The sequence below is a fragment of the Bacillus altitudinis 41KF2b genome, assembly GCF_000691145.1.
GTDB classification, from domain to species: Bacteria; Bacillota; Bacilli; order Bacillales; family Bacillaceae; genus Bacillus; species Bacillus altitudinis.
Genome location: NZ_ASJC01000002.1, coordinates 239,925 through 266,065, shown reverse-complemented (window position 1 = coordinate 266,065; position 26,141 = coordinate 239,925). Strand labels below are relative to the sequence as shown.

Annotated in this window: 24 protein-coding genes and 1 riboswitch; of the genes, 15 read left to right on the top strand and 9 right to left on the bottom strand. The window is 41.7% G+C overall.

The window, feature by feature from the left end; genetic code table 11:
- The first annotated feature begins 112 nt into the window (after nt 1–112).
- From BA79_RS05320 to BA79_RS05305, 4 genes are all read left to right on the top strand, one after another.
- Nucleotides 113–1,390, top strand: coding sequence for a cation:dicarboxylate symporter family transporter (locus BA79_RS05320; protein ID WP_007500222.1), 1,278 nt, complete (start codon nt 113–115; stop codon nt 1,388–1,390).
- Nucleotides 1,391–1,406: 16 nt separating this feature from the next.
- Nucleotides 1,407–2,852, top strand: a complete 1,446-nt coding sequence (gene aspA / locus BA79_RS05315; RefSeq protein ID WP_035701391.1) for an aspartate ammonia-lyase — start codon at nt 1,407–1,409, stop codon at nt 2,850–2,852.
- Between the two features lie 116 nt (nt 2,853–2,968).
- On the top strand, nt 2,969–4,285 hold the full coding sequence (locus tag BA79_RS05310; RefSeq protein ID WP_035701388.1) for an ATP-binding protein: 1,317 nt from the start codon (nt 2,969–2,971) through the stop codon (nt 4,283–4,285).
- On the top strand, nt 4,282–5,217 hold the full coding sequence (locus BA79_RS05305) for a response regulator (protein ID WP_017359238.1): 936 nt from the start codon (nt 4,282–4,284) through the stop codon (nt 5,215–5,217). The genes BA79_RS05310 and BA79_RS05305 overlap by 4 nt, the downstream gene beginning before the upstream one ends.
- A gap of 14 nt (nt 5,218–5,231) precedes the next feature.
- Here BA79_RS05305 and BA79_RS05300 read toward each other — a convergent pair whose 3' ends face one another.
- On the bottom strand, nt 5,232–5,840 hold the full coding sequence (locus BA79_RS05300) for a TetR/AcrR family transcriptional regulator (RefSeq protein ID WP_019743630.1): 609 nt from the start codon (nt 5,838–5,840) through the stop codon (nt 5,232–5,234).
- An 88-nt stretch (nt 5,841–5,928) separates the two neighbouring features.
- Here BA79_RS05300 and BA79_RS05295 point away from each other — a divergent pair, with 88 nt between their 5' ends.
- Nucleotides 5,929–6,477 carry a hypothetical protein gene (locus BA79_RS05295; protein ID WP_035701384.1) on the top strand — a complete coding sequence of 183 codons (549 nt, stop codon included), beginning with the start codon at nt 5,929–5,931 and terminating at the stop codon, nt 6,475–6,477.
- Nucleotides 6,478–6,515: 38 nt separating this feature from the next.
- Here BA79_RS05295 and BA79_RS05290 read toward each other — a convergent pair whose 3' ends face one another.
- Genes BA79_RS05290 through BA79_RS05280 form a run of 3 tightly spaced genes read right to left on the bottom strand, consistent with a single transcriptional unit; the run spans nt 6,516 to nt 9,083 of the window.
- Nucleotides 6,516–7,454: a metal ABC transporter substrate-binding protein gene (locus BA79_RS05290; protein ID WP_035701381.1), complete on the bottom strand. Its 939-nt coding sequence runs from the start codon at nt 7,452–7,454 to the stop codon at nt 6,516–6,518.
- Between the two features lie 13 nt (nt 7,455–7,467).
- Nucleotides 7,468–8,340 carry a metal ABC transporter permease gene (locus BA79_RS05285; protein WP_007500236.1) on the bottom strand — a complete coding sequence of 291 codons (873 nt, stop codon included), beginning with the start codon at nt 8,338–8,340 and terminating at the stop codon, nt 7,468–7,470.
- Nucleotides 8,340–9,083: a metal ABC transporter ATP-binding protein gene (locus BA79_RS05280; protein WP_035701622.1), complete on the bottom strand. Its 744-nt coding sequence runs from the start codon at nt 9,081–9,083 to the stop codon at nt 8,340–8,342. The genes BA79_RS05285 and BA79_RS05280 overlap by 1 nt, the downstream gene beginning before the upstream one ends.
- Before the next feature lie 422 nt (nt 9,084–9,505).
- Between BA79_RS05280 and BA79_RS05275 the strand changes: the two genes are divergently transcribed.
- From BA79_RS05275 to BA79_RS05245, 7 genes are all read left to right on the top strand, one after another.
- A complete protein-coding gene (locus BA79_RS05275) occupies nt 9,506–11,605 on the top strand; it encodes a heavy metal translocating P-type ATPase (RefSeq protein WP_035701377.1) in 2,100 nt (699 codons plus the stop codon).
- A 146-nt stretch (nt 11,606–11,751) separates the two neighbouring features.
- Nucleotides 11,752–12,438, top strand: a complete 687-nt coding sequence (locus tag BA79_RS05270) for a DsbA family protein (RefSeq protein WP_017359241.1) — start codon at nt 11,752–11,754, stop codon at nt 12,436–12,438.
- Entirely contained in the window at nt 12,435–12,848 is a 414-nt protein-coding gene (locus BA79_RS05265; RefSeq protein WP_007500241.1) for a disulfide oxidoreductase, read from the top strand. The genes BA79_RS05270 and BA79_RS05265 overlap by 4 nt, the downstream gene beginning before the upstream one ends.
- 345 nt (nt 12,849–13,193) lie before the next feature.
- The gene (locus BA79_RS05260) at nt 13,194–13,805 is read left to right on the top strand and encodes a trimeric intracellular cation channel family protein (protein WP_007500242.1); all 612 of its coding nucleotides are present in this window, start codon (nt 13,194–13,196) and stop codon (nt 13,803–13,805) included.
- A 320-nt stretch (nt 13,806–14,125) separates the two neighbouring features.
- Nucleotides 14,126–16,141: a Na+/H+ antiporter gene (locus tag BA79_RS05255; RefSeq protein ID WP_017359242.1), complete on the top strand. Its 2,016-nt coding sequence runs from the start codon at nt 14,126–14,128 to the stop codon at nt 16,139–16,141.
- Between the two features lie 63 nt (nt 16,142–16,204).
- Nucleotides 16,205–17,074 (top strand): ROK family protein, encoded by an 870-nt coding sequence (locus BA79_RS05250; protein WP_035701374.1) that lies wholly within the window; start codon nt 16,205–16,207, stop codon nt 17,072–17,074.
- 68 nt (nt 17,075–17,142) lie between these two features.
- Entirely contained in the window at nt 17,143–17,988 is an 846-nt protein-coding gene (locus tag BA79_RS05245; protein WP_017359243.1) for an aldo/keto reductase, read from the top strand.
- A 180-nt stretch (nt 17,989–18,168) separates the two neighbouring features.
- Here the strand turns inward: BA79_RS05245 and modB are convergent, their stop codons facing one another.
- From modB to BA79_RS05225, 4 genes are all read right to left on the bottom strand, one after another.
- Nucleotides 18,169–18,834: a molybdate ABC transporter permease subunit gene (gene modB / locus BA79_RS05240; RefSeq protein WP_008347121.1), complete on the bottom strand. Its 666-nt coding sequence runs from the start codon at nt 18,832–18,834 to the stop codon at nt 18,169–18,171.
- Nucleotides 18,834–19,610 carry a molybdate ABC transporter substrate-binding protein gene (gene modA, locus BA79_RS05235; protein WP_035701372.1) on the bottom strand — a complete coding sequence of 259 codons (777 nt, stop codon included), beginning with the start codon at nt 19,608–19,610 and terminating at the stop codon, nt 18,834–18,836. The genes modB and modA overlap by 1 nt, the downstream gene beginning before the upstream one ends.
- A 115-nt stretch (nt 19,611–19,725) precedes the next feature.
- Nucleotides 19,726–21,576, bottom strand: a complete 1,851-nt coding sequence (locus tag BA79_RS05230) for an LTA synthase family protein (protein WP_025207970.1) — start codon at nt 21,574–21,576, stop codon at nt 19,726–19,728.
- 123 nt (nt 21,577–21,699) lie between these two features.
- A complete protein-coding gene (locus BA79_RS05225; RefSeq protein ID WP_007500253.1) occupies nt 21,700–22,191 on the bottom strand; it encodes a metal-dependent hydrolase in 492 nt (163 codons plus the stop codon).
- A gap of 171 nt (nt 22,192–22,362) precedes the next feature.
- On the opposite strand from BA79_RS05225, the gene BA79_RS05220 reads away from it, so the two are divergent.
- The 3 genes from BA79_RS05220 to BA79_RS05210 all read left to right on the top strand — a co-directional run bounded on the left by BA79_RS05220 (nt 22,363) and on the right by BA79_RS05210 (nt 24,920).
- The gene (locus tag BA79_RS05220) at nt 22,363–22,791 is read left to right on the top strand and encodes a MarR family winged helix-turn-helix transcriptional regulator (RefSeq protein WP_007500254.1); all 429 of its coding nucleotides are present in this window, start codon (nt 22,363–22,365) and stop codon (nt 22,789–22,791) included.
- A gap of 82 nt (nt 22,792–22,873) precedes the next feature.
- Nucleotides 22,874–23,017, top strand: coding sequence for a small acid-soluble spore protein SspJ (sspJ, locus tag BA79_RS05215; RefSeq protein WP_008347117.1), 144 nt, complete (start codon nt 22,874–22,876; stop codon nt 23,015–23,017).
- A gap of 122 nt (nt 23,018–23,139) precedes the next feature.
- Nucleotides 23,140–23,318: riboswitch (Lysine riboswitch) on the top strand.
- 192 nt (nt 23,319–23,510) lie between these two features.
- Nucleotides 23,511–24,920, top strand: a complete 1,410-nt coding sequence (locus tag BA79_RS05210; protein WP_035701368.1) for an amino acid permease — start codon at nt 23,511–23,513, stop codon at nt 24,918–24,920.
- Between the two features lie 37 nt (nt 24,921–24,957).
- Here the strand turns inward: BA79_RS05210 and BA79_RS05205 are convergent, their stop codons facing one another.
- On the bottom strand, nt 24,958–25,896 hold the full coding sequence (locus BA79_RS05205) for an ABC transporter substrate-binding protein (RefSeq protein ID WP_035701365.1): 939 nt from the start codon (nt 25,894–25,896) through the stop codon (nt 24,958–24,960).
- Nucleotides 25,897–26,141 lie beyond the last annotated feature (245 nt).

Genomic DNA, 26,141 nt, shown 5'->3' with positions numbered 1-26,141 from the left:
TTTTCATAAAAAATTCACTTCTTTTTGTTCCTTTTTGTCGTTTTTTGTAGGTTCATCGTTAAGATGCGATTAAGCAACAAAGAAAGCGTTATCAAAAAAAGGGGGTCCACGTATGAAAAAGTTAGGGTTAGCTTCTCAAATACTCATCGCACTTGTTTTGGGTGTTGTCGTAGGAGCGCTGTTTTATCAAAATGAAACCGTTATTAATGTGTTAACGCCAATTGGCGATATATTCATCCACTTAATTAAAATGATCGTTCTTCCAATTGTTATTGCTGCATTGATTGTAGCCGTTGCAGGTGTAGGCGATATGAAAACCATCGGAAGACTCGGTGGGAAAACGATTCTTTACTTCGAAATTGTGACAACGATTGCATTAGCAGTTGGACTGCTTGCAGCAAACGTTTTCCATCCTGGTACAGGAATTGATATGAGTAACATGGAGAAAGGCGATATCTCTAAATATGAAGAGACATCTAAGTCTTCTGCCGAAAAAGCTAGTTTCTCTGAAACGATTGTGCATCTTGTGCCAACAAACGTGTTCCAATCCATTGCAGAAGGTGATCTATTACCAACAATCTTCTTTACAGTGTTATTCGGATTAGGAATTGCAGCAGTTGGAGACAAAGGAAAACCAGTGTTAGGATTTTTTGAGGGCATCCTCGAAGCGATGTTCTGGGTGACCAATAAAGTGATGAAGTTTGCACCATTTGGTGTATTCGCGCTCATCAGTGTGACGGTGATCAAATTCGGGGTCGGAGCGCTTCTCCCGCTAGGTAAGCTGGTACTTGTCGTTTACGGCACAATGGCATTCTTCGTGATTGTCGTACTTGGCATTATCGCAAAATTAGCTGGAACAAGCGTCTTTACACTATTTAGAGTGCTAAAAGAAGAAATCATTCTTGCCTTCTCAACAGCAAGTTCAGAAGCTGTATTGCCTAGATTAATGGACAAAATGGAGAAGTTCGGCTGCCCGAAAGCGATCACGTCGTTCGTTATCCCAACAGGCTATACCTTTAACTTAGATGGAAGTGCCATCTATCAATCCATTGCCGCCATATTTGTTGCACAAATGTACGGCATGCCTCTTTCCATCTATGAGCAAATTACGTTACTATTAATCTTAATGCTCACATCAAAAGGAATGGCTGGTGTACCAGGTGCATCGATCGTTGTTGTCATCACAACACTTGGAGCAATGGGACTTCCGCTTGAAGGACTTGCCTTCATCGTTGGGATCGACCGTATCCTTGACATGGTTCGTACAACTGTTAACGTATTTGGTAACTCACTTGCAGCCATTGTCATGTCTAAGTGGGAAAAAGTGTTTGATCAAGAGAAATCGAAGAAGTATATTGAGGAATTAAAACAACAAACAAAAGCAGCGTAAAAGGAGATCTTTTCAAATGACGAAGCTACAGGACAAGCAAGTTCGTATCGAACGAGACTTTCTAGGTGAAAAGGAAGTAGACACTCAAGCGTATTATGGAATTCAGACATTACGTGCAGTAGAGAACTTTCCAATTACAGGCTACCATGTTCATGAGGAACTCATCAAAGCACTAGGGATTGTCAAAAAGGCAGCCGCACTTGCAAATATGGATACAAAGCGACTATATGCTGGTCTTGGAGAAAAAATTGTTCAAGCCGCAGATGAAGTGATTGAAGGAAAATGGAACAATCAATTTATTGTCGATCCAATTCAAGGCGGGGCTGGCACTTCAATGAATATGAATGCCAATGAAGTCATTGCAAACAGAGCGCTTGAACTACTAGGAAAGGAAAAAGGCGCATATACTGAGCTAAGTCCAAACACGCATGTGAACATGTCGCAGTCAACAAACGACGTTTTCCCAACAGCGATTCATATTTCAACATTGAATATGATTGAAAAACTACTTTATACGATGGAAAACATGCATCAAGTCATGACAGAAAAAGCGCAAGAATTCGATCATGTCATCAAAATGGGACGTACGCATCTTCAGGACGCTGTTCCAATCAGACTTGGTCAAGAGTTTAGTGCATATGCAAAGGTTCTTGCTCGTGATATTAAACGAATCAAGCAGTCTAGACAGCATTTATATGAAGTCAATATGGGCGCAACAGCAGTTGGAACAGGACTGAATGCTGATCCTAAATATATTCGCCAGGTAGTTGGTTATCTAGCTGACATTAGCGGATTGCCGTTAGTTGGAGCAGAAGATTTAGTCGATGCTACGCAAAATACAGATGCTTATACAGAAGTATCAGCTGCACTGAAAGTATGTATGATGAATATGTCCAAAATGGCAAACGATATTCGTTTGATGGCTTCAGGTCCTAGAGCAGGCTTTGGTGAGCTGCACTTGCCGCCGAGACAGCCAGGTTCATCTATCATGCCAGGGAAAGTCAACCCAGTGATGCCTGAGGTCATGAACCAAGTGGCATTCCAAGTCATTGGAAATGACCACACGATCTGCCTTGCATCAGAGGCTGGTCAGCTTGAACTGAACGTCATGGAGCCAGTTTTAATATTCAACTTACTACAGTCTCTCAGTATGATGAAAAATGTATTTGAATCCTTTGTCGATAACTGCTTGCGTGACCTAAAAGCAGATGAATCTAGATTAAAAGAATATGTAGAAAAGAGTGCTGGTGTCATGACGGCGGTCAATCCGCATATTGGTTATGAAGCTGCTGCACGAATTGCGAGAGAAGCGATTCTTACAGGCGTATCTGTACGTGAGCTTTGTCTGCAAAATGATGTGTTATCAGAGGAAGAGCTTGATGTGATCTTAAATCCTTTTGAAATGACAAAACCAGGTATTGCTGGCGCATCACTTTTAGAAAAGGATCGTTTAGAAGATTAAGCGGCATCATGAGAAGCGCACACCGACAAATGTCCGGTGTGCGTTTTTTCATGGACTGTTTGTTTTTCTGAAGCTCACATAGTATACTATCGTCATTATTAGGGATGTGACTGCGTTTGAATCTACTGAAAAAATGGTTGAATACAGAGCCTTATTTAATTATCATGCTCATTGTTCTGACTCCGATTGGGGGAGAGCTGAAATTTTATCCATTTGAGGATAGCTTTCGGGTCAGCTTTGGAACCGTTGTCTTTTTCTTTATCCTGCTTCAAATGAAAAAATTCCCGGCATGGGCAAGCGGCATCATTGCGGGGGGATCAGTGTTTGCATTCCGGGTGCTTCTTGATACCGCTGTGTCAGGCCACTTAGCGCTGGAAGAGGCCGTTTCTTTAAGATTTCCTTCCCTGCTGTATTACGTCGTCTATGGTACGCTTTTTTATGTATTACAGGTCAGACGTTTTCGTGATAAGCCTTGGCTCATTGGGGCGACAGGGATTATCATGGAACTATGTGCAAGTGTAGTCGAAATGATTGCACTCAGGGGAGCCATTGATGAAATTTTAACAGTGAGAACGCTGTTTCAACTATTTGTATTGGCGATTTTCAGAAGCTTTTTCGTATTGGCTTGTTATACGATGATTCGATTATACGAAGAACAGGCGAGAGAACGCCAAATGAAAAAGGAAAAGGAACACCTGTTGATGCTGCTTTCGAATCTTTATACGGAATCTACATATTTTTATAAAACCCTTGCACATGCTGAGCACATTACAGCTACTTCATATCAATTGTATCAATCTCTGCATCATGCAAAGGATACGGAATCATTAGATTTGAAAAAACTCGGAAAAACAGCCCTGCAAATTGCAGGTGAGGTACATGAAATCAAAAAGGATAATCAGCGGATTTTTTCTGCCTTATCAAAACTGATTCATGAGGAAAACTTTCAGGAGTATGCAAGTCCTGCTCATATCGCAGGACTTGTGATTCGTATCCATGAAAATTATACGGAATCTCTTAAAAAACACATCGTTTTTCATTATGATGAAGAAGGACAACACCCTGCTTATCATGTGTATACCATTCTATCTTTATTAAATAACATTGTATCCAATGCCGTTGAAGCGATTCCAGTAAATGGAGAGGTATCACTATCCATTTCGCGGAAAGAGAATGATGTAATTTTTCAAATCAGTGACAACGGTCCAGGCATTAAAGAGCGTAACCATCATGTGATCTTTAAACCGGGCTTCACTTTAAAATACGACCAAGCGGGGAACCCATCAAGCGGCATCGGTCTTTCCTATGTGAAAGACACAGCCGAGAAGCTTGGCGGAAGTGTTGAAATGAAGAGTATCCCAAATCAACAAACGATGTTCACTTTAACGATACCAATTGATCAAGTCAGCAGAAAAGAGGGGAATGGGAGATGAGATTTTTTATTGTTGATGATGATGAAGCCGTTCGTTCTTCACTGGCACAGCTCATTGAAGATGAAGAGCTTGGCATTGTGGCAGGGGAAGCAGAGGATGGTGCTGAAGTAACAGCGAGCTACTTAAATGATTTGCATATTGATATCTTGTGTATTGATCTTCTGATGCCGGAAAGGGACGGTCTTGAGACGATTCGAGCGATCAAGGATGAATTTCATGGGAAATATTTAATGCTGTCACAGGTAGAAACAAAGGAACTCATCGGCCAGGCATATACGCTCGGTGTCGAGTATTATGTGACAAAGCCGATCAATCGAGTAGAGGTCTTAAGTGTGCTTCATCTCATGATTGAACGACTGCATTTAGAGCACTCAATTGAAAATATTCAGCATTCGCTCAAATCGGTCATGCAGTTCCAGCAGCGCGGACAGACCACGAAAACGAAGCAGCGTGGGAAAAGTCTTGCAGAGGCAGGTCAGTTTTTGCTGGCGGAGCTTGGGATTGTCGGCGAAAAAGGGTCTAAGGATTTACTAGATATGATTCTTTTCACAGATCAGTATTTAGCGTTACATGCCGATCAGCACGACTCTTTTCCTTCATTAAAAGTAATTTTCACTGGCATCACAGAGGATAAATTAAACGAACCTTTTACATCAGCAGACATCGCAAGAGAAGCAAAAGCAGCGGAACAGCGGGTAAGACGTGCGATCAACCAATCATTGAAACACATCGCCTCGCTCGGGTTAACCGATTTTTCTCACCCAACCTTTGAAAACTATGCATCAAAATTTTTCGATTTTACCATTGTGCGTAAGAAAATGAGTGAACTCACAAAAGAGACAAGTGGAAGAGAAGAGCACACACGTATCAATGTGAAGAAATTTGTGCAGGTGCTTTATTACGAGGCGAAACGTATTTTCATGGAAGATTAAAAAAGACATGCTCTCTATAAGGAGGGCATGTCTTTTTTTGTGATGGATTGAAGATGCATCTGTAGCACGGAGCGCATGAGCTGTGGCGGTAAACGATGGGGCTGTACGATTCCATTCAATGCAAGCCCATTGATGACCGCATAAAGCCGCTCAGTTTCTAATAAAAGATCGACATGATCTAGCAGTAGCTCATCCTCTTTCAATTTCATTAAGCAAAATTGAACGGTTTGAAAAAGCTCGTCATACATCTTTGCATTGAGCGGCTGTAAATCTGGTTCAGTCAGTGCCTTGACTGTAAAAGCCTGCCACACCTCCATTTCAAATATTCGTTCTTCGTCTAGTGGAAGAACCTGCTCCAATAAAGTGAATACATTTTCCTCTGTTGAACCGTTTAATGGAAGCCTAGCAATTCGCTCCTTCACTCTTTCCTGAATTAAATTCATGGAGAATAGAAATAATTCTTGCTGTGTGGAAAAATAATGACGCATAGAGCCGGCTGAAATGCCAGCTTCAACGGCTATTTTTCGTACAGAAGCGCTTTCCAATCCCTCTTGTTTAATCACTCTCATAGCAGCTTGAGCGACCTTTTGTTTTTGTTTATGGTGATCGACGATTTTTGGCATACCTTGATTTTAGCACAGCTATTGTTTTTTTAACACAGTTGTGTTATTTTTTATTTAATACAATCGTGTTAAAAAGGATGTGGGGAAATTGGTCGGTTTATTGATTGTGGCATGTGAAATTGGTTTTTGGCTGTTTATTCTTATGGGCTTAACACTTCGTTATGTGTTTAAACAGAAAAAATGGGGTGCTTTCTTTCTTGTCTGTACCCCGGTTTTAGATCTCATCCTTCTTGCGGCTACTTATATAGATTTAAAGCAAGGGGCTGTGGCGAGCGTCATTCACGGGCTTGCGGCTGTCTATATTGGTGTGAGTCTGGCCTTTGGACATCAAATGGTGAAATGGGCGGATGCTAAGTTTGCTTATCGTTTTGCAGGTGGCCCTAAGCCAAAGGGGAAACCAAAGTACGGGAAGGAGCGGTCTTTGTATGAAATGGTGGGCTGGACGCGTCATTTCATCTCTTATGTCATCGGAGCGGGGCTGTTATATGGATTGACCTATCTCATCCAAGCACCAGAACGAACGGAATCTCTGATGCAGCTTGTCAGTGTGTGGGGGATGGTCTTAACCATTGATTTCGTCATTAGCATCAGCTACGTCATTTGGCCGAAAAAACACCCAGAAAATATAGCAGGTTGACAAAAAAGACAGGCGGACTCATTCCACCTGTCTTTTTGCTATGAGGACAATCCTTTGTAAATGGTGTCAATATTCCATTTCATCATCTTATAGTAGCTGTCCCCATCTTCACCTTCTTTGCCAATAGAGTCCGTAAATACTTTCCCCTTAATCGGAATTCCGGTTTCCTCAGATAGGCTTTCAAGGCTGCGCTTATCTACACTTGTTTCAAGAAAAAGGGCAGGAACTTGATGGTCTTTAACAAAATGAATGATGCGCTTCATTTGTCCAGGTGTTCCTTCACTTTCTGTGTTGATCTCCCAAATGTAGCCGGCTTTCAGTCCATACGCATCCGCAAAATATTTGAATGCCCCTTCGCTTGTGACAAGGAGTTTTTTGTCTTTTGGCAGCTGATCAAACTTATCTTTTGCTTCATTGTGAAGCGTTTGAAGCTTTTTGATATAGGTTTCAGCATTTTTCTCGTAATCCTCTTTATGCTCAGGATCTGCTTGAATGAGTGCATCTCTGGCATTTTGCGCATAAAGAATCCCATTCTCGACATTCAGCCATGCGTGTGGGTCCTGCTGGCTTTCAAGCCCTTTTGAAGACAAATGCTTCACTTTGACGCCTTTACTCAGCTCGGCTACAGGTGCATCAGCTCCGTCCTTGCCGCTCGATTCAAGCAGTTTTTGAAACCAGCCATTCCCTGTTTCAAGGTTCAAGCCATTAGATAGAACAAGGTCTGCATCCGTCGTATACTGAACATCCTTTGGTAGTGGGTCAAATTCATGTGGGTCTGTACCAATGGGAACAATGCTGTGAATAGAGACATGCTGTCCGCCTACTTCCTTCACAATGTCATAAAGAATGGAGTAGGTCGTGACAACTTTTAATGTACCGTCATCTTTTCCGGAACTCTTTTGCTGAGTAGAACAGCCTGCGATGACCAAAAGGGCAATACATACTGCGGTCAAACGGATTGCTAATACCTTCTTCATATATGTCCTCCTTTTACATAGACGCTTCCTTTTTTAACTGTGTTCGTTTTCGCTTCGATTTTAAGGATCTCCACAATATCCCTTGTTTCGGTGAAAAGATAAAGGCACTGCCGAATAATATGGTCGCGACCAGCACAATGGAAGCACCAGACGACAAGTTATACGTAAAGCTGAGCCCAAGTCCTACGACGGCTGAAACTGCTCCAAAAAAAGCAGATAAATAAATCATGATCCATAGCCGGTCTGTCAGTAAATAAGCGGTGGCAGCTGGTGTAATAAGCATTGCAACAACAAGAATAATACCTACAGTTTGCAGAGACGCCACGGTCACTAGGGTCAATAAGGTCATGAGGAAATAATGGATCATGCGATTCGGTAAACCGTAAACCGAAGAAATCACTGGATCAAATGAACTAATGAGCAGTTCTTTGTAGAAAACAATGACAGCCAGCAAAATGAAAATGCCGATGCCAAGCGTGATCCACATATCAGATGAACGAACGGCTAGTACGTTTCCAAACAAGATATGATATAAATCGCTGGAACTTTTTAAAAATGTAATCAAAATGATCCCAATGGAAAAAAAAGCAGTGAATACGATCCCGATGGCAGAATCATTTTTAATACGGCTGTTTTGACTGACATATCCGATGCCGATGGCTGTCAGTACACCAGTTAGAACCGCACCAAAGAAAAAGTTAATGCCGAGCATATAAGAGATGGCGACACCTGGAAGTACAGCGTGTGAAATCGCATCTCCCATCAAAGCCATTCCCCGTAAAATGATAAAGCAGCCAATGACGCCGCAGATGATCCCTACCATAACGGATGTAAATAACGCTTTTTGTAAAAACGCATATTCAAAAAGTCCGGTTAAGAATTCCATTACGCGTCTCCTCCTGCTGATTTTAAAAATGGCAGTTGTGTTTCGTATGCTTGGAGCATGACCTCAGGACGAAGAATATCATGTACAGGCCCTGCTTTGACCAGCTTCTTATTTAAAAGAACGAGATGGCTGAAGTAATCATCGGCCTTACTTAAATCATGGTGGACGACCAGAATGGTTTTTCCTTCATCTCGTAATTCCTTCAAAATGCGGATCATCGTTTCTTCACTTGCCATATCAATTCCGACAAATGGTTCATCTAAACAAAAGAGCTGTGCGTTTTGAGCGAGTGCTCGCGCAAGGAAGACACGCTGCTGCTGACCGCCAGATAATTCCCCAATCTGTCTTTTGGCAAAGTCCTGCATCCCAACCTTTTCTAAGCAATGGTACGCATAGGCACGGTCTTCTTTTTTCGGTCGTTTGATCAATCCGAGCTTTGGGTATGTGCCAAGCAGTACAGTATCTAGCACATGGATAGGAAACGTCCAGTCTAGATCATTTCTTTGCGGTACATAGGCGATCTGTTTTCTCACTTGTTTAAAGGGTTGTTCAAAAAAACGAATATCCCCTTGATCCTTTTCAATTAAATCTAAACATGCTTTCAATAAAGTCGATTTACCAGCACCATTTGGACCAATGATTCCAGTCATCGTTCCTTCCTGTATGGAAAGAGAGACGTTTTCTAGTGCATCCTGTCCGTGGTATGAGACATACAGGCGGTCGATTGTTAAAGCGTTTGACATCTCTTGCGGCCCCTTTCGATCATCAATTGCGTTTCCTAAAAATATATGCATACATTTAATAATTTTGACTAAAGGATGAAATGATTCTCCAACGCTAATTTGTTTCCTTAAGGAAACTTTTATCTTATTCTAATCGTATGTCCTTCTTTTGTAAAGAGAAATGCTGAATATTCCCATCAAGCGATCGTTTTTATGTTATGCAACGAAGAGGGGACATGAGCATGGATTATTGAAAATTCACGTGACATCCTTGAATACGAAAAATCTCAAACATTTGCTTATAAATGATTGACAGTTTGTAAGAACTCCTCATATAATAAGGGTAATTCAATATATGAATATGTGCTCATATATAATATCTACAGCAGCTGATAGGTTTGATTGAATCAGGGAAGGCTACTTATATAGAAAAAGGTGAGAACATGAAAAAGATGAAGGATGAATACGTATTAAGCGGTCTCGATTGTGGAAACTGTGCACGTAAAATTGAAACAGGTGTCAGCAAACTCGAAGGGGTTGAAGCCTGCTCAATTAATTTTGCGACGGGTACATTAACTGTGACACATGCTGATGCACAAGAAACGATGTCAAAGCGTATTGAAAAAACCGTTCAGTCCATTGAACCTCATGTGAGTGTATCACCAAAAGAAGAAGGACATCACCACGATCACGATCATGGAACAAAGAATTTAAAAACGATTGTACTGAAATTAATTGGTGGTGCAGTCATTGGAACGGCGGCTTATTTTATACCTGATAATGGCTTACTGAAGTTCATCATGTTTTTCGCCGCGTATTTACTAGTTGGTGGAGATGTTGTCTTGAAAGCGCTAAAAAATATTGTGCGCGGTCAATTATTTGATGAGAACTTCTTAATGACAATAGCTACAGTTGGTGCTTTTGTGATTCAGCAGTATCCTGAGGCACTGGCAGTCATGCTGTTTTACCAAATTGGAGAACTGTTCCAAGGGGCAGCTGTGAACCGCTCTAGAAAATCAATTAGCGAATTAATGAATATCCGTCCAGAATACGCAAACCTCAAAGTGGGGCAAGAAACAAAAAAGGTAAAGCCGGAAGAAGTTAAAGCGGGTGACCGTATTGTCGTCAAACCAGGTGAAAAAATTCCTTTGGATGGACGCGTGATAGACGGTTATTCTCTTGTGGATACCTCTGCACTAACTGGTGAGTCTGTTCCAAGAGATGTGGAAGCAGGAAAAGAAGTGCTTGCTGGATTTGTGAACCAAAACGGCATTCTTGAAATTGAAGTGCAAAAAGAGCTCAGTGAGTCAGTGGTTACGAAGATTTTGGATTTAGTCGAAAATGCAAGCAGCCGTAAAGCGCAGACAGAAAACTTTATCACAAAGTTCGCTAAATATTATACACCTGCTGTGGTCGTGCTAGCTTTATTGCTTGCCTTTGTACCACCGCTTCTCATCCCATCAGCTCAATTGTCTGATTGGGTGTACCGGGCACTTGTCTTTCTTGTCATTTCGTGTCCATGTGCTCTCGTTGTATCCATTCCATTAGGTTTCTTTGGCGGGATTGGTGCCGCATCAAAACGAGGTATTTTAGTGAAAGGCAGTAACTACTTAGAAGCCTTGAACTCTGTGCGCTATGCGGTGTTTGATAAAACAGGTACTTTGACAAAAGGGAACTTTACAGTCACTCATATCGAAGCAGCGAATGAGAAATGGTCAGAAGAGGAATTGCTTTCTTTTGCGGCACTGGCAGAAGCGCATTCTTCGCATCCGATTGCGGAATCGATTAAGGCGGCTTACGGGGCGTCTCTTGATGAGAGCCAGATCGAATCTTACGAGGATATTGCGGGTCATGGGATCAAAGCGACAATTCGCGGAGCTCATGTATTGGCAGGTAACCATCGCCTGATGGAACGAGAGGGCATTGCTTTTGAAAAAGAAAAACGAAGCGGAACGGTTGTGTATTTAGCAATAGACGGTGAGTTTGCGGGATCGATCTTGATTGCAGATGAAGTAAAAGACGATGCAGTTGAAGCGATATCTTCTCTAAAAGCTGCGGGCATTCAAACCGTGATGCTTACAGGGGATGCTGCGCAAGTAGGAAATGCAGTCGCACAACAGATCGGCATTGACGAAGTTCACACTGAATTATTGCCACAGGATAAAGTCGCCAAAATCGAAGACATGTATGAGAAAAAAGCATCTCAAGACAAATTATTGTTTGTTGGTGACGGCATAAACGATACGCCGGTTTTGGCAAGATCGGATATAGGTATTGCCATGGGTGGACTTGGTTCAGATGCAGCAGTTGAAGCGGCTGATATTGTGATTATGACAGATCAGCCATCGAAGGTAGCGGAAGCTATTGCTGTCGCTAAAAGAACGAGAGCCATCGTATGGCAGAATATTGCGTTTGCTCTTGGGGTGAAGGCCGTCTTCCTCATACTTGGTGCATTCGGTATTGCAACGATGTGGGAAGCCGTCTTCTCGGATGTTGGTGTCACTGTACTGGCTGTTTTAAATGCGATGAGGGTCATGAAATAAAATTGTAAGGAAAAATTCATGAATAGCGTCTTTCATAATAGACCCCCTCTTGTTAAAATAGAAGAAGTTGGATAATGGCATTTTCCTGAGCTGTTATCCTTTTTCTTTGTGAAGGAATGAATGAAAAAGATAAGGTAGGTGCTTTTGTGAGTAAAAAGAATAATCAATCTTCATCCATCAAGTTTGCAGTTATATTAACCATCATTGCAGCTCTTCTCATCGGTATTTTCGTTGTGATCGGTAACAACAACAGCCAAGAAGCACAAACAGTCGACAGTAAGCCGTCTATTAAAGGACAGCCTGTCATGGGAGATCAAAAGGCAAAAGTGCAAGTTGTCGAGTTTGGGGACTACAAATGTCCATCATGTAAATCATTTGAGACAGACATTTTCCCAAAATTGAAAGCAGACTACATAGATAATGGCGATGTATCCTTCTCATTTATTAACTTACCACTGCCTGTTCATGGGGACGGTGCGGTATTAGCAGCACTGGCTTCTGAAGAAGTGTGGAAAGAAGATCCAAAAAACTTCTGGGCATTTCATGAAGCGGTCTACAACGCACAGCCAGATAGTGAAGCAGAATGGGTAACGCCAGCAAAGCTCACCGAATTGGCGAAGAAGACAACGAAAATTGATACGGACAAGCTGAAAGATAACCTATCAAAGAAAACATATCAGCCACAGCTTAACACAGATGATCAGCTGGTGAATCAATACAAAGTAAATGCAACACCAACTATTTTCATTAACAATAAACAAGTCCAAAACTTTTATGACTATGATGAAATAAAAGAATTAATTGATCAAGAGCTGAAAGGGAAAAAATCATGAAGAATAAACTGATTTACTTATACAGCGCTTGGATCGTCTCGATTGTGGCGACGATGAGCAGCCTGTATTTAAGTGAAGTAAAGAAGTTTATTCCATGTGATATGTGCTGGTTTCAGCGCATTTTCATGTATCCGCTTGTGCTTTTACTTGGAATTGCTACATTCCGTGGCGATGTCAAAGTGAAGTACTACGTTCTCCCTTTGGCCGGGATTGGTGCTTGCTTTTCCATCTATCATTATATGGAACAAAAGATTCCAGGCTTTGCATCGATTCGTCCTTGTCTAAGCGGTATTCCTTGTTCCGTTGATTATCTGAACTGGTTTGGTTTTATCACCATTCCACTCTTAGCTCTTATTGCATTTATTCTGATCATCATTAGTATGCTACTTTTAAATGCAAAAGAAGATTGAGGAGATAGCCTGCTTTTAAGCAGGCTATCAGCGTGTAGACAAACCCTCGCATTCGTTGTCAGTCCTGCGTGCTGGTGCTCACGAATGTCAAATTCGCTCCGCGCCAGTACTCGTCCTTCCTAGACTGCAAAGGTTTTCTATCACGCTGAAATGAAGACAAAGGGATAAAATCAAGTTCATTTTAGCCCTTTGTCAACAATCTGAGCCTGCTTTTAAGCAGGCTATTTTTTATTTTTGCAAAAAGATAAAATTTAAAGAAAATTTGTATTGCTTTTCATTTGTGTCAGATATACATTAAGGGGAGAGTGTTAGATGATCAGACAATGGTAAGGAGATAAGCGGAAAATGGCATGGGAAGTCTTAAGTATTATAGGCATTGTGGCATTCGCCATTAGTGGTGCGATTGTCGCAATGGAGGAAGAGTACGATATTCTTGGTGTGTACATTTTAGGGATTGTCACAGCATTTGGCGGTGGAGCGATTCGGAATCTATTAATTGGTCTTCCGGTGTCTGCTTTATGGTCGCAGGGCAAAATGTTTACCATTGCCCTTGTATCCATTACGATCGTGTTTCTATTTCCAAAGCTTTTGCTCAAGCACTGGAGCACGTGGGGGAATTTCTCGGATGCGATCGGTTTAGCAGCCTTTGCGATTCAAGGTGCATTATTTGCAGTACAAAGAGAGCTCCCGCTCAGTGCGGTCATTGTGGCAGCCATTTTGACTGGAAGCGGCGGCGGCATTGTGCGTGATTTATTAGCAGGACGAAAGCCACTTGTGCTAAAAGCAGAGATTTACGCAGTATGGGCAGCCCTAGGCGGCTTACTCGTCGGACTCGGCTTAGCGCAAGGAGAGCTTGCTTTATATCTGCTGTTTGTCATCCTCGTCATATGCAGGGTTTGTTCCTACTTATTCAAATGGCGGCTTCCCGCAAGGTCTTATTTTTTAAATAAAGGGTAAAACGAAAAAAGGGCGATGTCGCTCTTTTTTTTATGTGTTATTCGAGCTTGATGTCAGCAGGTCAAGCTGTTTTCGTGTAAAATAAAAGTAGGTTCTTTATTCATCATTGGAACAATACACGAGATGAAAATGTTGTCATTTGACTGAATATGTAGATTCAGTCTTTTTTTGCCTAGATGGATTGTTATGTGTTGGTTTCGCTTTTTGCGGGATACTAAAGAAACGCTCATGACCGAACGGATGGATCTGAAAGAAATGAACACATCTTTGCATGTAAGCAAAACATGACGGAAAAAATGAAATGGGAGGGACATGTACTAGTGGAGATTTTTTTGGCAGTGCTCGTACTACTAGCACTCATTGCATCATCTAATATTATCAATCGTTTTCTGCCCTTTATTCCAGTTCCATTAATCCAAGTGGGTTTAGGGATATTGGTCGCAGCTTTTCCTTCAGGTTTACATATTTCTTTAAATCCTGAGCTATTCTTCGTTTTATTTATTGCACCGCTGTTATTTAATGATGGGAAGCGTACCCCAAGGGACGAGCTGTGGAAATTAAGAGCGCCCATTCTTCTATTAGCTTTAGGGCTCGTATTTGCGACAGTCATTGTCGCAGGATATACCATCCATTGGATGATTCCAAGCATACCACTTCCAGCTGCATTTGCGCTTGCAGCGATTTTATCACCGACAGATGTGGTTGCTGTAAGTGCACTTTCCAGCCGTGTGAATATGCCAAAGGGGATCATGAGACTGCTGGAAGGCGAAGGGCTGATGAACGATGCGTCAGGACTTGTTGCCTTTAAATTTGCTATTGCAGCAACGGTTACAGGGGCATTTTCCATTGCAGAGGCATCCTTTAGCTTTGTTCTTATTGCTGCTGGCGGATTATTGACTGGATTTATTCTGTCGTTTTTTATCATTCGTTTTCGCTACTTTCTCCGCCGTTTAGGCATGGACGATGTCACAATGCACATCATCCTGCAAATCCTCACGCCGTTTGTGATTTATTTAGCAGCGGAAGAAATTGGCGTATCCGGCATTTTAGCCGTTGTTGCCGGTGGTGTGACACATGCCATCGAGCAAGACCGAATGGAAGCGAATTTAGCAAAACTGCAAATTGCTTCTTCAAACACGTGGAATATTATTTTATTTATTTTAAATGGCCTTGTTTTCGTTTTACTTGGGTTACAAATTCCTGATGTATCGACCGTCATTTTCCAAGATGAAGCCTTTAATAATATGCAGGTCATCAGTTACATTTTAATCATTACATTCTGTCTAATGATTCTCAGATTTCTATGGGTATGGCTGTTCTGGGCAGGAAACTGGAGTGTATCGAAAAAGAAGAACGCGAAAAAACCGAAGCTGCGTGCTTCCATGCTGATGACATTCTCTGGTGTTCGTGGTGCTGTTACATTAGCAGGTGCTTTCTCCATCCCATTTACGCTTGCAGACGGATCACCATTTCCTGAGCGTCATTTAATTATTTTCCTCGCAGCAGGCGTCATTTTATGTACACTCATTTTAGCGAGTGTGCTGCTGCCTATTTTATCGGAGAAAAAAGATAAGCAAGTGGATGTGGACTTAGATACAAAGATTCAGCACGCGAAACGGAAGCTGCTGAGAAGTGCCATTAAAACTCTAAAAGAAGGAATGAATGAAGACAATCGAGAAGTCTCCCTTGCACTCATCAATGATTACCGAATGAAGCTGAGAAATATTCAGCGGGAACCGTATCAGTTTGGTATGAGAAAACAAGAGAGAAAAATCAGACTACACGGCATTAAAGCAGAACAGATGAAACTTCAGCAGTTGATTGAGGAAGAGAAAATCGACAAAGAAGAAGCGTATGAGCTGCAAGAGAGATTTCATGAGCTGGAAATGCTCTATTCCAACTCCTTTAAAATTCGTTTCTCAAAAGTGAAGTTTCTGCGCTTACTACAATGGCTTCAACTATGGCGTCCGAATCAGCGTATTTCAAGCGGCATATTAGAAAACGAGGAATCGTATAAACAAATCCGTAAGAAAACGGCTGAAGCTGCGGTGGATTCTATTAAGCACCATATGACCGAAGACAATCAACAAACGTGTCATCAAGTCATTGGGTTTTACAATCAAGTGATATTCCGCTGTGAACATGGTCCTTCTTTCTTTCAGCAAAAGGATCGTACGTTTGACCGGAAGAAGAAAGAGCTTAACTTCCAAGCCGTACAGACGATTCGTAATGAAATCCAAACCTTATATGAAAATGGCGAAATCAATCGTGATATTGCCCATCATTTAAGGGAGTATATCAACGACATGGAAGCAGTCTTACTGACCAATACATGATGTTGTCATCTTCTCGCCTATGTTTTATGATGAAAAAAAGAGACGAGCAGGGGGAGAGGCAGGATGACATATTACGGAGCGATTGAAGCTGGGGGAACAAAGTTCTGTTGTGCCATTGGCAATGAACATGGTGATATCATAGAGGAATTGACCATTCCAACAGAGCACCCGGAAAAAACCATCCAATCACTTATTCCATTTTTTCAGCAACATGAAATTGCAGCATTAGGGGTTGGTTCCTTTGGACCGATTTGTGTCCAGAAAGACGATCCTTCTTACGGTTACATCATGAATACGCCGAAAGTTGAATGGAAACATTACCCGTTTATACCTGAGCTGGAGAAACAATTAGGCGTACCGGTGTCCTTTACGACAGATGTCAATGCCGCAGCATTAGGTGAACTGACAAAAGGGGCCGCCAAAGGGCTAAGCAGCTGTCTGTATATCACGGTCGGTACGGGGATTGGTGCCGGGGCTGTTGTGAAAAATGAGCTTCTCCACGGTCACTCACATCCAGAGATGGGACACATCCTGGTCAGGCAGCATGAATCAGATCAGTTTGCAGGTGTCTGCCCGGCGCATGGTACTTGCTTAGAAGGACTGGCGGCAGGACCAGCTATTGAGGCAAGGTGGGGGAAGCCGGCTAAAGAGCTTACCGAAGAAGAAGAAGTTTGGTCTCTTGAAGCAGATTATTTAGCACAGGCATTAATGCAAAACACGCTGATATTAAGCCCAGAGCGAATCATAATGGGTGGAGGCGTCATGAAGCAAAAACAGCTATTTCCGCTCATTCGAGAGAAGCTGGCTGCGTATGTCAATGATTATGTCGACATGCCGCCGCTTGATACATACATTGTCTCTCCTGGACTTGAGGACAAGGCAGGTATGACAGGTGCTTTGCTGTTAGCGATTGAAGCGAAGAGAAACGCCTGATAATAGAGTTTTCAAACGCAACATGAGATAATGAAAAAGATGGAATCTATGAAAAGGTGGTTGTTAACATGGTCAAAAGCTTGAATGATACCGTAACACTAAATAACGGAGTAGAAATGCCATGGTTTGGTTTAGGTGTATTCAAAGTGGAGGACGGCAACCAAGTGGTTGATGCCGTAAAAGCAGCCATACGAAACGGTTATCGCAGCATTGATACGGCTGCCGTTTATAAAAACGAGACAGGCGTAGGGAAAGCCATTAAAGAATCTGGCGTCAAAAGAGAAGAATTGTTCATTACGTCAAAAGTATGGAACACAGATCAAGGATATGACAAAGCACTCGCTGCATTCGACGCAAGCTTAAACCGGCTCGGTCTTGATTACTTAGACCTCTATTTGATTCATTGGCCTGGACCAAATGCAGACACGTTTAAAGAGACATGGCGTGCGCTTGAGAAGCTTTATAAAGATGGAAAAGTAAGAGCGATTGGTGTCAGCAACTTCTACGTGCAGCATTTAGAAGAGCTGTTAAAAGATGCGGAGGTTGTTCCAGCGGTGAACCAAGTGGAGTTTCATCCAAAACTGACACTTGTAGAATTACGACAATATGCGAAAGAAAAAGGCATTCAAATTGAAGCGTGGTCTCCGCTGATGCAAGGAAAGCTTTTGGATCATGACGTATTAAAGGAAATTGCAGCACAATACAACAAATCTGTGGCTCAAGTGATCTTGCGTTGGGATCTGCAAAGCGGTGTTGTCACTATTCCAAAATCAATCAATGAAGAACGCATTAAACAAAATGCCGACATTTTTGACTTCGAGCTTTCACAAGAAGACATGGAAAAAATCAATGCACTTAATAATAACGAACGTGTCGGGTCTAATCCAGAAACGATGACGGTTGGGTTTGAATAAATAAAAAATCCCCTTAGCGTGTAGACAAACCCTCGCATATTTTGTCAGTGAGTACTGGTGCTTCCTAGACTAGCAAAGGTTTTCTATCACGCTGAAAAAAGACAAAGGGCTAAAATCAAGTTCATTTTAGCCCTTTGTCAACAATCTGAATTCCCTTTCTCTTTTTGAGAAGGGGATTTTTTAAGTCCTGCTTCGGCGCACAGCCAACAGCATGAGAAAAGACAGGATCACAATACAAATCGTCCAAGCCCACGCAAGTTCCATTCGTCCAGAATCAATTGCCACATAGATGGCTGTTGGGAGGGTTTGTGTTTTCCCAGGAATGTTGCCGGCGAACATTAAGGTCGCTCCAAATTCTCCTAAGGCCCTTGCAAAACTTAGAACCGCACCAGAGAGAAGAGATGGCAGTGCGAGTGGGACGGTAATATAGGCAAAGACCTGGAAAGAATGCGCACCATCAACTTTTGCAGCACCTTCAATGTCTGACTCAATCGTAGAAAAACCAGCTTTCGCTGATTGATACATGAGCGGGAATGCGACAACCGTCGATGCAATGACCGCTGCCCAATAAGTGAAGATGACAGGCTGATGGAAGATCCATTCAATGGCTTGTCCAATCACACTGTGCTTCCCGAACACGACGAGCAGCAGAAATCCTACGACCGTTGGCGGCAGGACAAGCGGCATCATGAGGAGCGTTTCCACGATCATTTTTCCTTTGAAAGATGTACGCGCCATCCAAAAACCAATGGACGTTCCTAAAACGACAGCCAATAACCCGCTGAAAGCAGCCACTTGTACGGACAGCCAGATAGGTGAAAGAAAATCTTCGGTCAGCATCGGCATTATTTCACTTGAAAGCCGTACTTTTTAAAAATCGCTGCGGCTGGATCTGATTGGAGATATTGAAAAAATGCTTTCGCTTCCTTCATATGTTCAGTCTGTTTGACAATGCCAACTGGATAAATGATGGGGGAATGCATGTCCTGATTTGCCTCATCTACTATCTTTACTTTGCGAGAAACGAGCGCGTCCGTCTTATACACGACACCAGCTTCCACATTTCCTGTTTCGACATAGTTTAATACTTGACGAACATCCTTGCCATAGACAGCGTTCTGTTTCACTTGGACCCATATATTCAGTTTTGTGAAAATCTCTTTTGCATATGTACCAGCAGGAACAGATTCAGGTGTGCCAAGCGCTATCTTTCCTTTTATGTGCTGAACATCGCGGAAGGTTTTGATAGAAGAGGAACCTTCTTTTGGCACGATGAGAACAAGCTCATTTTGTATGGCATCCTTTGTATGATCCTGATCGATGTCGCCAGATTGAACAAGGTCATCAAAAGGCTCTTCAGCTGCTGAGAAGAAGAGATCCGCTTTTGCTCCTTGAGCGATTTGCTGCTTCAATGCACCTGATGACCCGAAATTATTCGTTAGTTTCACGTTTGGATGATCATCTTCATAGGCAGATTCAATCTCTTTCAAAGCATCCTGCAGGCTTGCCGCCGCTGAAATCACAAGTTCTGTCTTTTTGCTTTGATCTGATGACGTCGACTCCGTTTGACACCCAGTCAGGAGCAAACAGATGGTGACGTAGGTTAAGAATAAATATTTCATGATCACACCTCTTTATCATTCAACATCATGTGTATCCTTTATTATAATCAAACTTATTTGACCATTCATAGGTTTTCAGGAAAAGAGAAAAGAAAAAGCCGCCAGAGGGCAGCTTTTAATGCTGATAAAAACGTAGTAAGTTCCCGTTGATCACTTTATCTGATAGAGACAGCTCTTTATTGGCTTTTTCTATATAAGGCTGGCATACTTCATCTTCTTCAACAGGTTGTTTTGTTTTTTGATCATAGCACGTGTTCTTTGTATAAAGATAATCATCTGTAATAAAGTTTCCATTTCTCAGCACAGCGAACGGTGTACGCTCATTGGAGAAAAGGTCATTTCCAAATTGAATGGCATCTTTTGATTCAATGCCGAGTAAATGAAGAAGTGTCGGTTTGACATCCATTTGACCGGCTGTTTCAGAAATGGTTTGAGGGGCCTCGTCTGTCACCCCAGGAATGTAAATCAAAAAAGGGACCCGCTGCAGTTTAACCGCATCAAACGGTGTGATTTCATCCTGCTTCAGCAGCTCTGCCATTGCCTCATGATGTGCTTCTGAAATGCCATAGTGGTCTCCCATCAGGACAAACATTGTATTTTCATATAGTCCTTCTTCTTTCATTCGTTCAAAGAACCTTTTGATGGCTTCATCTTGATAGCGGACGGTGGTCACATAGCGGTTTAAAATGGTGCTAGTCGAATCATATTCATCAATGAACTGATCCTTTGGATCAATTTCAAATGGGAAGTGATTGGTTAAGGTAATAAACGTGCTGTAATAAGGCGCCTTCAGCTTTTTTAAATAATCAATGGATTGGTCAAAAAAGTCGATATCTTTTAAGCCCCAGCCAGTCGAATTCTGTTCATTGACATCAAATGAATCGACATCATAAAAGCGGTCAATCCCAAGAGATTCATACATCACATCACGATTCCAGAACGTTTTATTATTCGCATGAAATTGGACGGATTGATAATTCTCTTTTTTCAATTGCTTGTACAGTGTGTCATATTCGTTGTCACTCGCTGTGAAAAAGACAGCGCCACTGCTAGATGGATAGAGGGAGTTTGCGACGATAAACTCTGAGTCCGACGTTTTGCCTTGCTCTGTCTGCTGATAAAATTCATCGAAATAGAAGCTTTTTTTGGCAAGTTGATTTAAAAATGGGGTGATGTATTGTCCATTCACCTTTTGATTCATGACAAATTGCTGTGTTGATTCAAGTGAAATGAACACGACATTTTTGCCTTTAGCAAGTCCAAAATAGTCTTCATTCGGTGCACTGTAATCAGCTTTTGTGTAGTTTGCCACTGTTGAAAGTGTATCTTCGTCAGCAAAGGCTTTTTGTCCAATACGTGCTGTTTGAGCGGCACCGTCATACAAATGGAATTGAAACAGCCCAAGGTTGCGTACAATGACTTCTCGATCATATGAGCTTGTCAAAAATCGAGGGTGATCCATCATGGCTGAGCTGACATGGAACAATAGAAAACTGCAGCAAACCACATAGTATGTTTTGATCGTCTTAAAAGACGCTTTTGGTGATAACGGTTTCCGTTTTAAGAGCCATGCCAGCACCACAAAATCAATCAGCATGAGTATAAATAGCGGATGAAACAATTCAGTCATACTGCTGCCCATATCTCCCATATTCTTTGCTTGAAATAAGACAGGAATGGTAATGAAATCAATATAAAAACCGTAAAAGATCGTATTCGATATCAAAATGGCTGTCAAAATAAAATTTGTGGTCAATAAAAAGACCTTTTGTTTCGTTTCATTTAAGAAAAGAGCAATCCCAAACAAAGGGAGCAAAAAGCTAAGTGGATTGATCAAAAGCAGCCACTCGTGAAACAGATTGGCCGTTCGTATATGAAATCCGAATTGATAAATGATGTATGTTTTCATCCACATAAAGAGGATGGAGTACACTAAAAACCAGTGATTTTTGAAAAACGCTTTCATTTATGTAGCTCCTCACCATTCTGTATTCAGCTGCAAGGCAAAAACACTTATCTTAAAACTACTAAAAAAATGAGGAATGATCAATTCATATCCTGCTTTTTTGCAAAACTCTTTTTTCTTTTTCTAAAACGGCAATGGGATGGATATTCCGCAAATGACAGCCATGTAATAGCAGGTGACAATGGTCAGAGCAGCTAGTACGACTTGTTCTCCTGTGCTGCCTGTTTTGACATAAAAGGGGAGACGTACTTTTATGGTCGCGGGGAACAAAAATTTAATACCGTTCACTGTGCCTGCATCAAGGATGAGGTGGCTTGCCATCCCAACTAGTAACCCGGTACTGAGGCTGTCATTTGGAATGTATGTTGTCGCAATAAAATAAATGATCAGCAGAAATAATAAACTATGTGTAAAGGTGCGGTGCCCGAACACACTACTGATCAGTGTGGAAAGGAGCGGGAATTTCCTGCCGATTTTGCTTTTCGTATGACATAGATCTGGGATGAGGGCACCTACTGATCCTGCAGCAGCCATCGTCACTGGTTCGAATCCGTAATAATAGGCGACGGCTGTGGAGGCGGCAATTCCGCCCATAATATGTGTTTTTCCTGTCATGATGCGTACTCCTGTTCTGTTTTTTGTTCAAGTACTCACTATATCAAGGGTGAATCCATTCAGCAAGGCTTATTTCTAAAGAAAAATGGGATAAAATAGTTGGTTGTTTGGAAAAACATTCTATAATAAGAAGGAAGTCATGTTGACACTAACGATAAGGATGCGATTCGGATGAGTAATGCAGACATTTTAAAAGAAATTGTTCTTGTACATTATGAAGTCAGCCGTAAATTAAACCGCAAGTTACTTGAGTTAGAAAAAGACATCACGCCTCCACAGATATATGCTCTTTCTATATTGATACAAGGAAAAGTATCACATGCTGAAGAGCTCAAACAAAGACTCTCTCTCAACCCAGGTGCCGCTTCTATTGCCCTCAATAAATTATGTGAGCAAGGCTACATTCAGAGAGAAAGGGACAAGGACGATCATTCCCTTGTCCGGCTAGAAGCCACGGAAAAAGGGCTGGCTATTTACGAAAAGCATACACGTCTTTTTGGAAAGGTAATTCAGCATATGATGTCAGACTTCACAGAGGAAGACTTAAAAACCTTTCTAACGTATTTGCAAAAAATGAGACAGACCTTTCACGATGAATGAACCGCTCCTCTTTGTATAATGCTGAGCGCTGTAGCACAAATTAAACAGGCAAAGGCATTTTAAGAAAAGGGGGGAAATAGCGATGTCATTTTTCCAAAAGGATAAAAAGGCGAAAAGCGAGAAAGACCATCAGCAGGTAGATCAGCTGTTAGAAGAAGCAAGTAAAGAACTAGCAGGCGATCCGCTTCAGGAAGCTGTCCAAAAGAAGAAAAACAACCATCAATAAGCTGGCAGAAAGGCGGAGAATCATTTCTCTGCCTTTTTTCTATGTTTTTCCCTTTGACAGATATGAGAATGTTTGATAATCTTCGTGTAGTAAAAATGAATAGAAATCCTCACGCTATGTCTCAGTGAGGTAGAGGTTGCGCGGATGATGAGTCACTCATGGGAGAGATGGAATCGTTGATCATGAGAAAAAAGGCATCAGCGCCGAAGTGTAGAGAGAGCTCCAACTTTCTTTATGCTGGGTCTGCATTGAACAAATGCAGGACTGCCACGTCTTTGAAGCGTGGAGGGCTATCCGGAGATCAAGGTGTATGTTTTGAAAAGCATGGACTTTTGTTCAGGCTTTTTTTTATGTTCTGATTGCCTAAGAAAAGGGTATGCTGGTAAGAAAGTGACCCAACATGAACATAAAGAATGCAAGTCATTGCTTCACAAATATATCAATGAAGATACTGCCGGGTCTGGTCCAAAGTGAATATAACGGAGGTACGAAAATGGAACAGACAAAAAAATGGGGTTTTTGGTTATTGACGGCTTTTGTCGTCGGAAATATGGTAGGTTCAGGCATCTTTATGCTGCCTAGTACACTTGCCCAGCATGCAAGTCCTTTAGGTGTGACGATGGCATGGCTTGTCACAGGTGGCGGCGTACTGATGATTGCCTTTGTGTTTGGACATTTGTCCATTCATAAACCGCAGCTGACAGCTGGACCACAAAGCTATGCAAGAGCGCTTTTTAAAGATCCGAAAAAAGGAAAAGCAGCCGGTTTTACAATGGTTTGGGGATATTGGGTGGCAAGCTGGATTAGTAATGTCGCCATTATCACAAGCCTAGCTGGTTATTTAACAACCTTTTTCCCAATTTTAACCGTGAAAACGGAGATCTTTACTTTTGGAAAAGAAGCGATCACACTTGGTCAGCTCACAACGTTTATCGTATGTACAATCCTTCTATGGGGGACTCATACGATTTTAATTACAAGCTTAAGCGCAGCAAGTAAGCTGAATTTTATTACGACCTTTTCAAAGGTGCTTGGATTCGTCCTTTTTATTGTCGCAGGCTTATTTGCATTCCAAACAGCATTATTTGAACATTATTACTTCCCTGTTGAAGCAGCAAGTGGTGAAGGAGTGCTCGGACTTGGAGGCCAAATTCATCATGCGGCCATTTCCACACTATGGGCATTTATCGGCATTGAATCTGCTGTCATTTTATCAGGAAGAGCCTCCTCGCAGCGTGATGTCAAACGTGCGACGATTACAGGACTTTTAATTGCACTGTCTATTTATATGATTATTACCTTGATTACAATGGGCGTTCTGCCGCATGATCAATTGCAAGGTTCTGATAAACCATTCGTAGACGTGCTTCAGCTGATTATCGGACCGGCTGGCGGCATTGTCATGGCACTTCTTGCGATCATTTGTTTATTTGGTTCGATGCTCGGCTGGATTTTGCTTGGTTCTGAAGTCCCTTATCAAGCAGCAAAGGCTGGCGATTTCCCAGCAGTGTTTGCAAAAACAAACAAAAAAGGCAGTCCTGTTTTTGCTTTGACTGTCACAAATATCATGTCACAGCTGTTTATTTTCTCAGTCATGTCACGTACGATTAATGAAGCCTTTACTTTCTTAACAACATCAGCGACACTTGCGTATCTCATTCCGTATATCGTGTCGTCGATCTACAGCTTTAAGGTCATCATGCAAGGTGACACATATGAGCTCCAAAAAGGAAATCGGACAAGAGACGGGATCATTGCGCTTGTGGCCATGGGGTATTCCGCTTGGGTCATTATTTCAGGCACAGCTGATTTAAAAACATTTGGTCTTGGTATTGGATTGTTTTTAGTTGGCATTTTACTTTACCCATTCATGTCCAAAAAATTTGCCAAAGGTACAGTATAAGAAATACGTTTCTCCAGCATTGGAGAAACGTATTTTTTTATGAGGCAGATGTTAATTGATCCACAATAAATTCGAGCTGACCTTCTAGTGACACAGGGTCATTAAAGAAGTAACCGACTGTATCTGTTTCAAATACGCGTTTGTTTTGGACAGCAGGAAGTGATGCCCAGATGCTGCTTTTATACACTTGATCGCCATTACTTTTTGATCCACTCCATGGGCTTGTGAAAATATAATCACCTGCAAATTCTGGAAGCTTTTCAAGAGAAATGTTTGCATAACCGACACCACTGTCGATGGCTTCTTTTTGGACGGCCTTCGGAGCTTTTAATTTCAGCTCGTCATAAATGATTTCACCACCGCGTGCAAAAGTGTTACCGAAAATGTAAATGCCCTTATCGAATGGTGATACGATCGAAACGGTTTTGTTTCCTACAGCTTTTGTTACTTTTGGTTTCACTTCAGCAATTTTGGCATCCCATTTTGTGATCCAATCCGTTGCTTTTTTTGATGTGCCTGTCATTTTACCGAATTCTTTTAGCTGGTCTTTAAACGAATATTGATTGTATTGAATGGCAACTGTAGGTGCAATTTTTTTGTATTGATCAAATTTCTCATCTTCTCCCCAAGCAATGATCATATCTGGCTTCAAAGAGGCTACTTTCTCAACAGAGGGAGATTTTCCGAGATTTTTCACTCCATCTGTTTTCCCTTTATAGAAAGGGTTTTTAAAGATGGGCGCAGTGGCAGCAATTGGGGTTTTGCCGAGTGTGACGAGATCCCCGTAATAGCTTTCCGCCAGAAGCACAATTCGTTGTGGGTTTTGAGGCAGTTTCACTTCACCCTTTACATCTTGATAGGTGATCGTGGCATTTTTTTTGGCTCCCGATTCTTTATTGGAAGTGCTGCCGCAAGCAGCAGTAAAAATCATAAGGGTCATGAAGGAAATCAAAAGAAGTCCAGTTCGTTTTTTCACAAAAGTTCGCTCCTATTCAATTGTTTATGATAATGATTCTCATTCGCGATTATATCTTAACATGATAGAAGAAAAAATGCATCGGCTATTTTATGACCAAAATGAAAATGGTGAAATTCTCCCGGTTTTTTGATGAAAATAAAGAAATTTATCAGAACAAGGATTTCAAAACGTGAAGAAAGTGATATACTAGACTCCGAGATTGATAATCATTATCACTAATAACGAATAGATATGAACGGAAA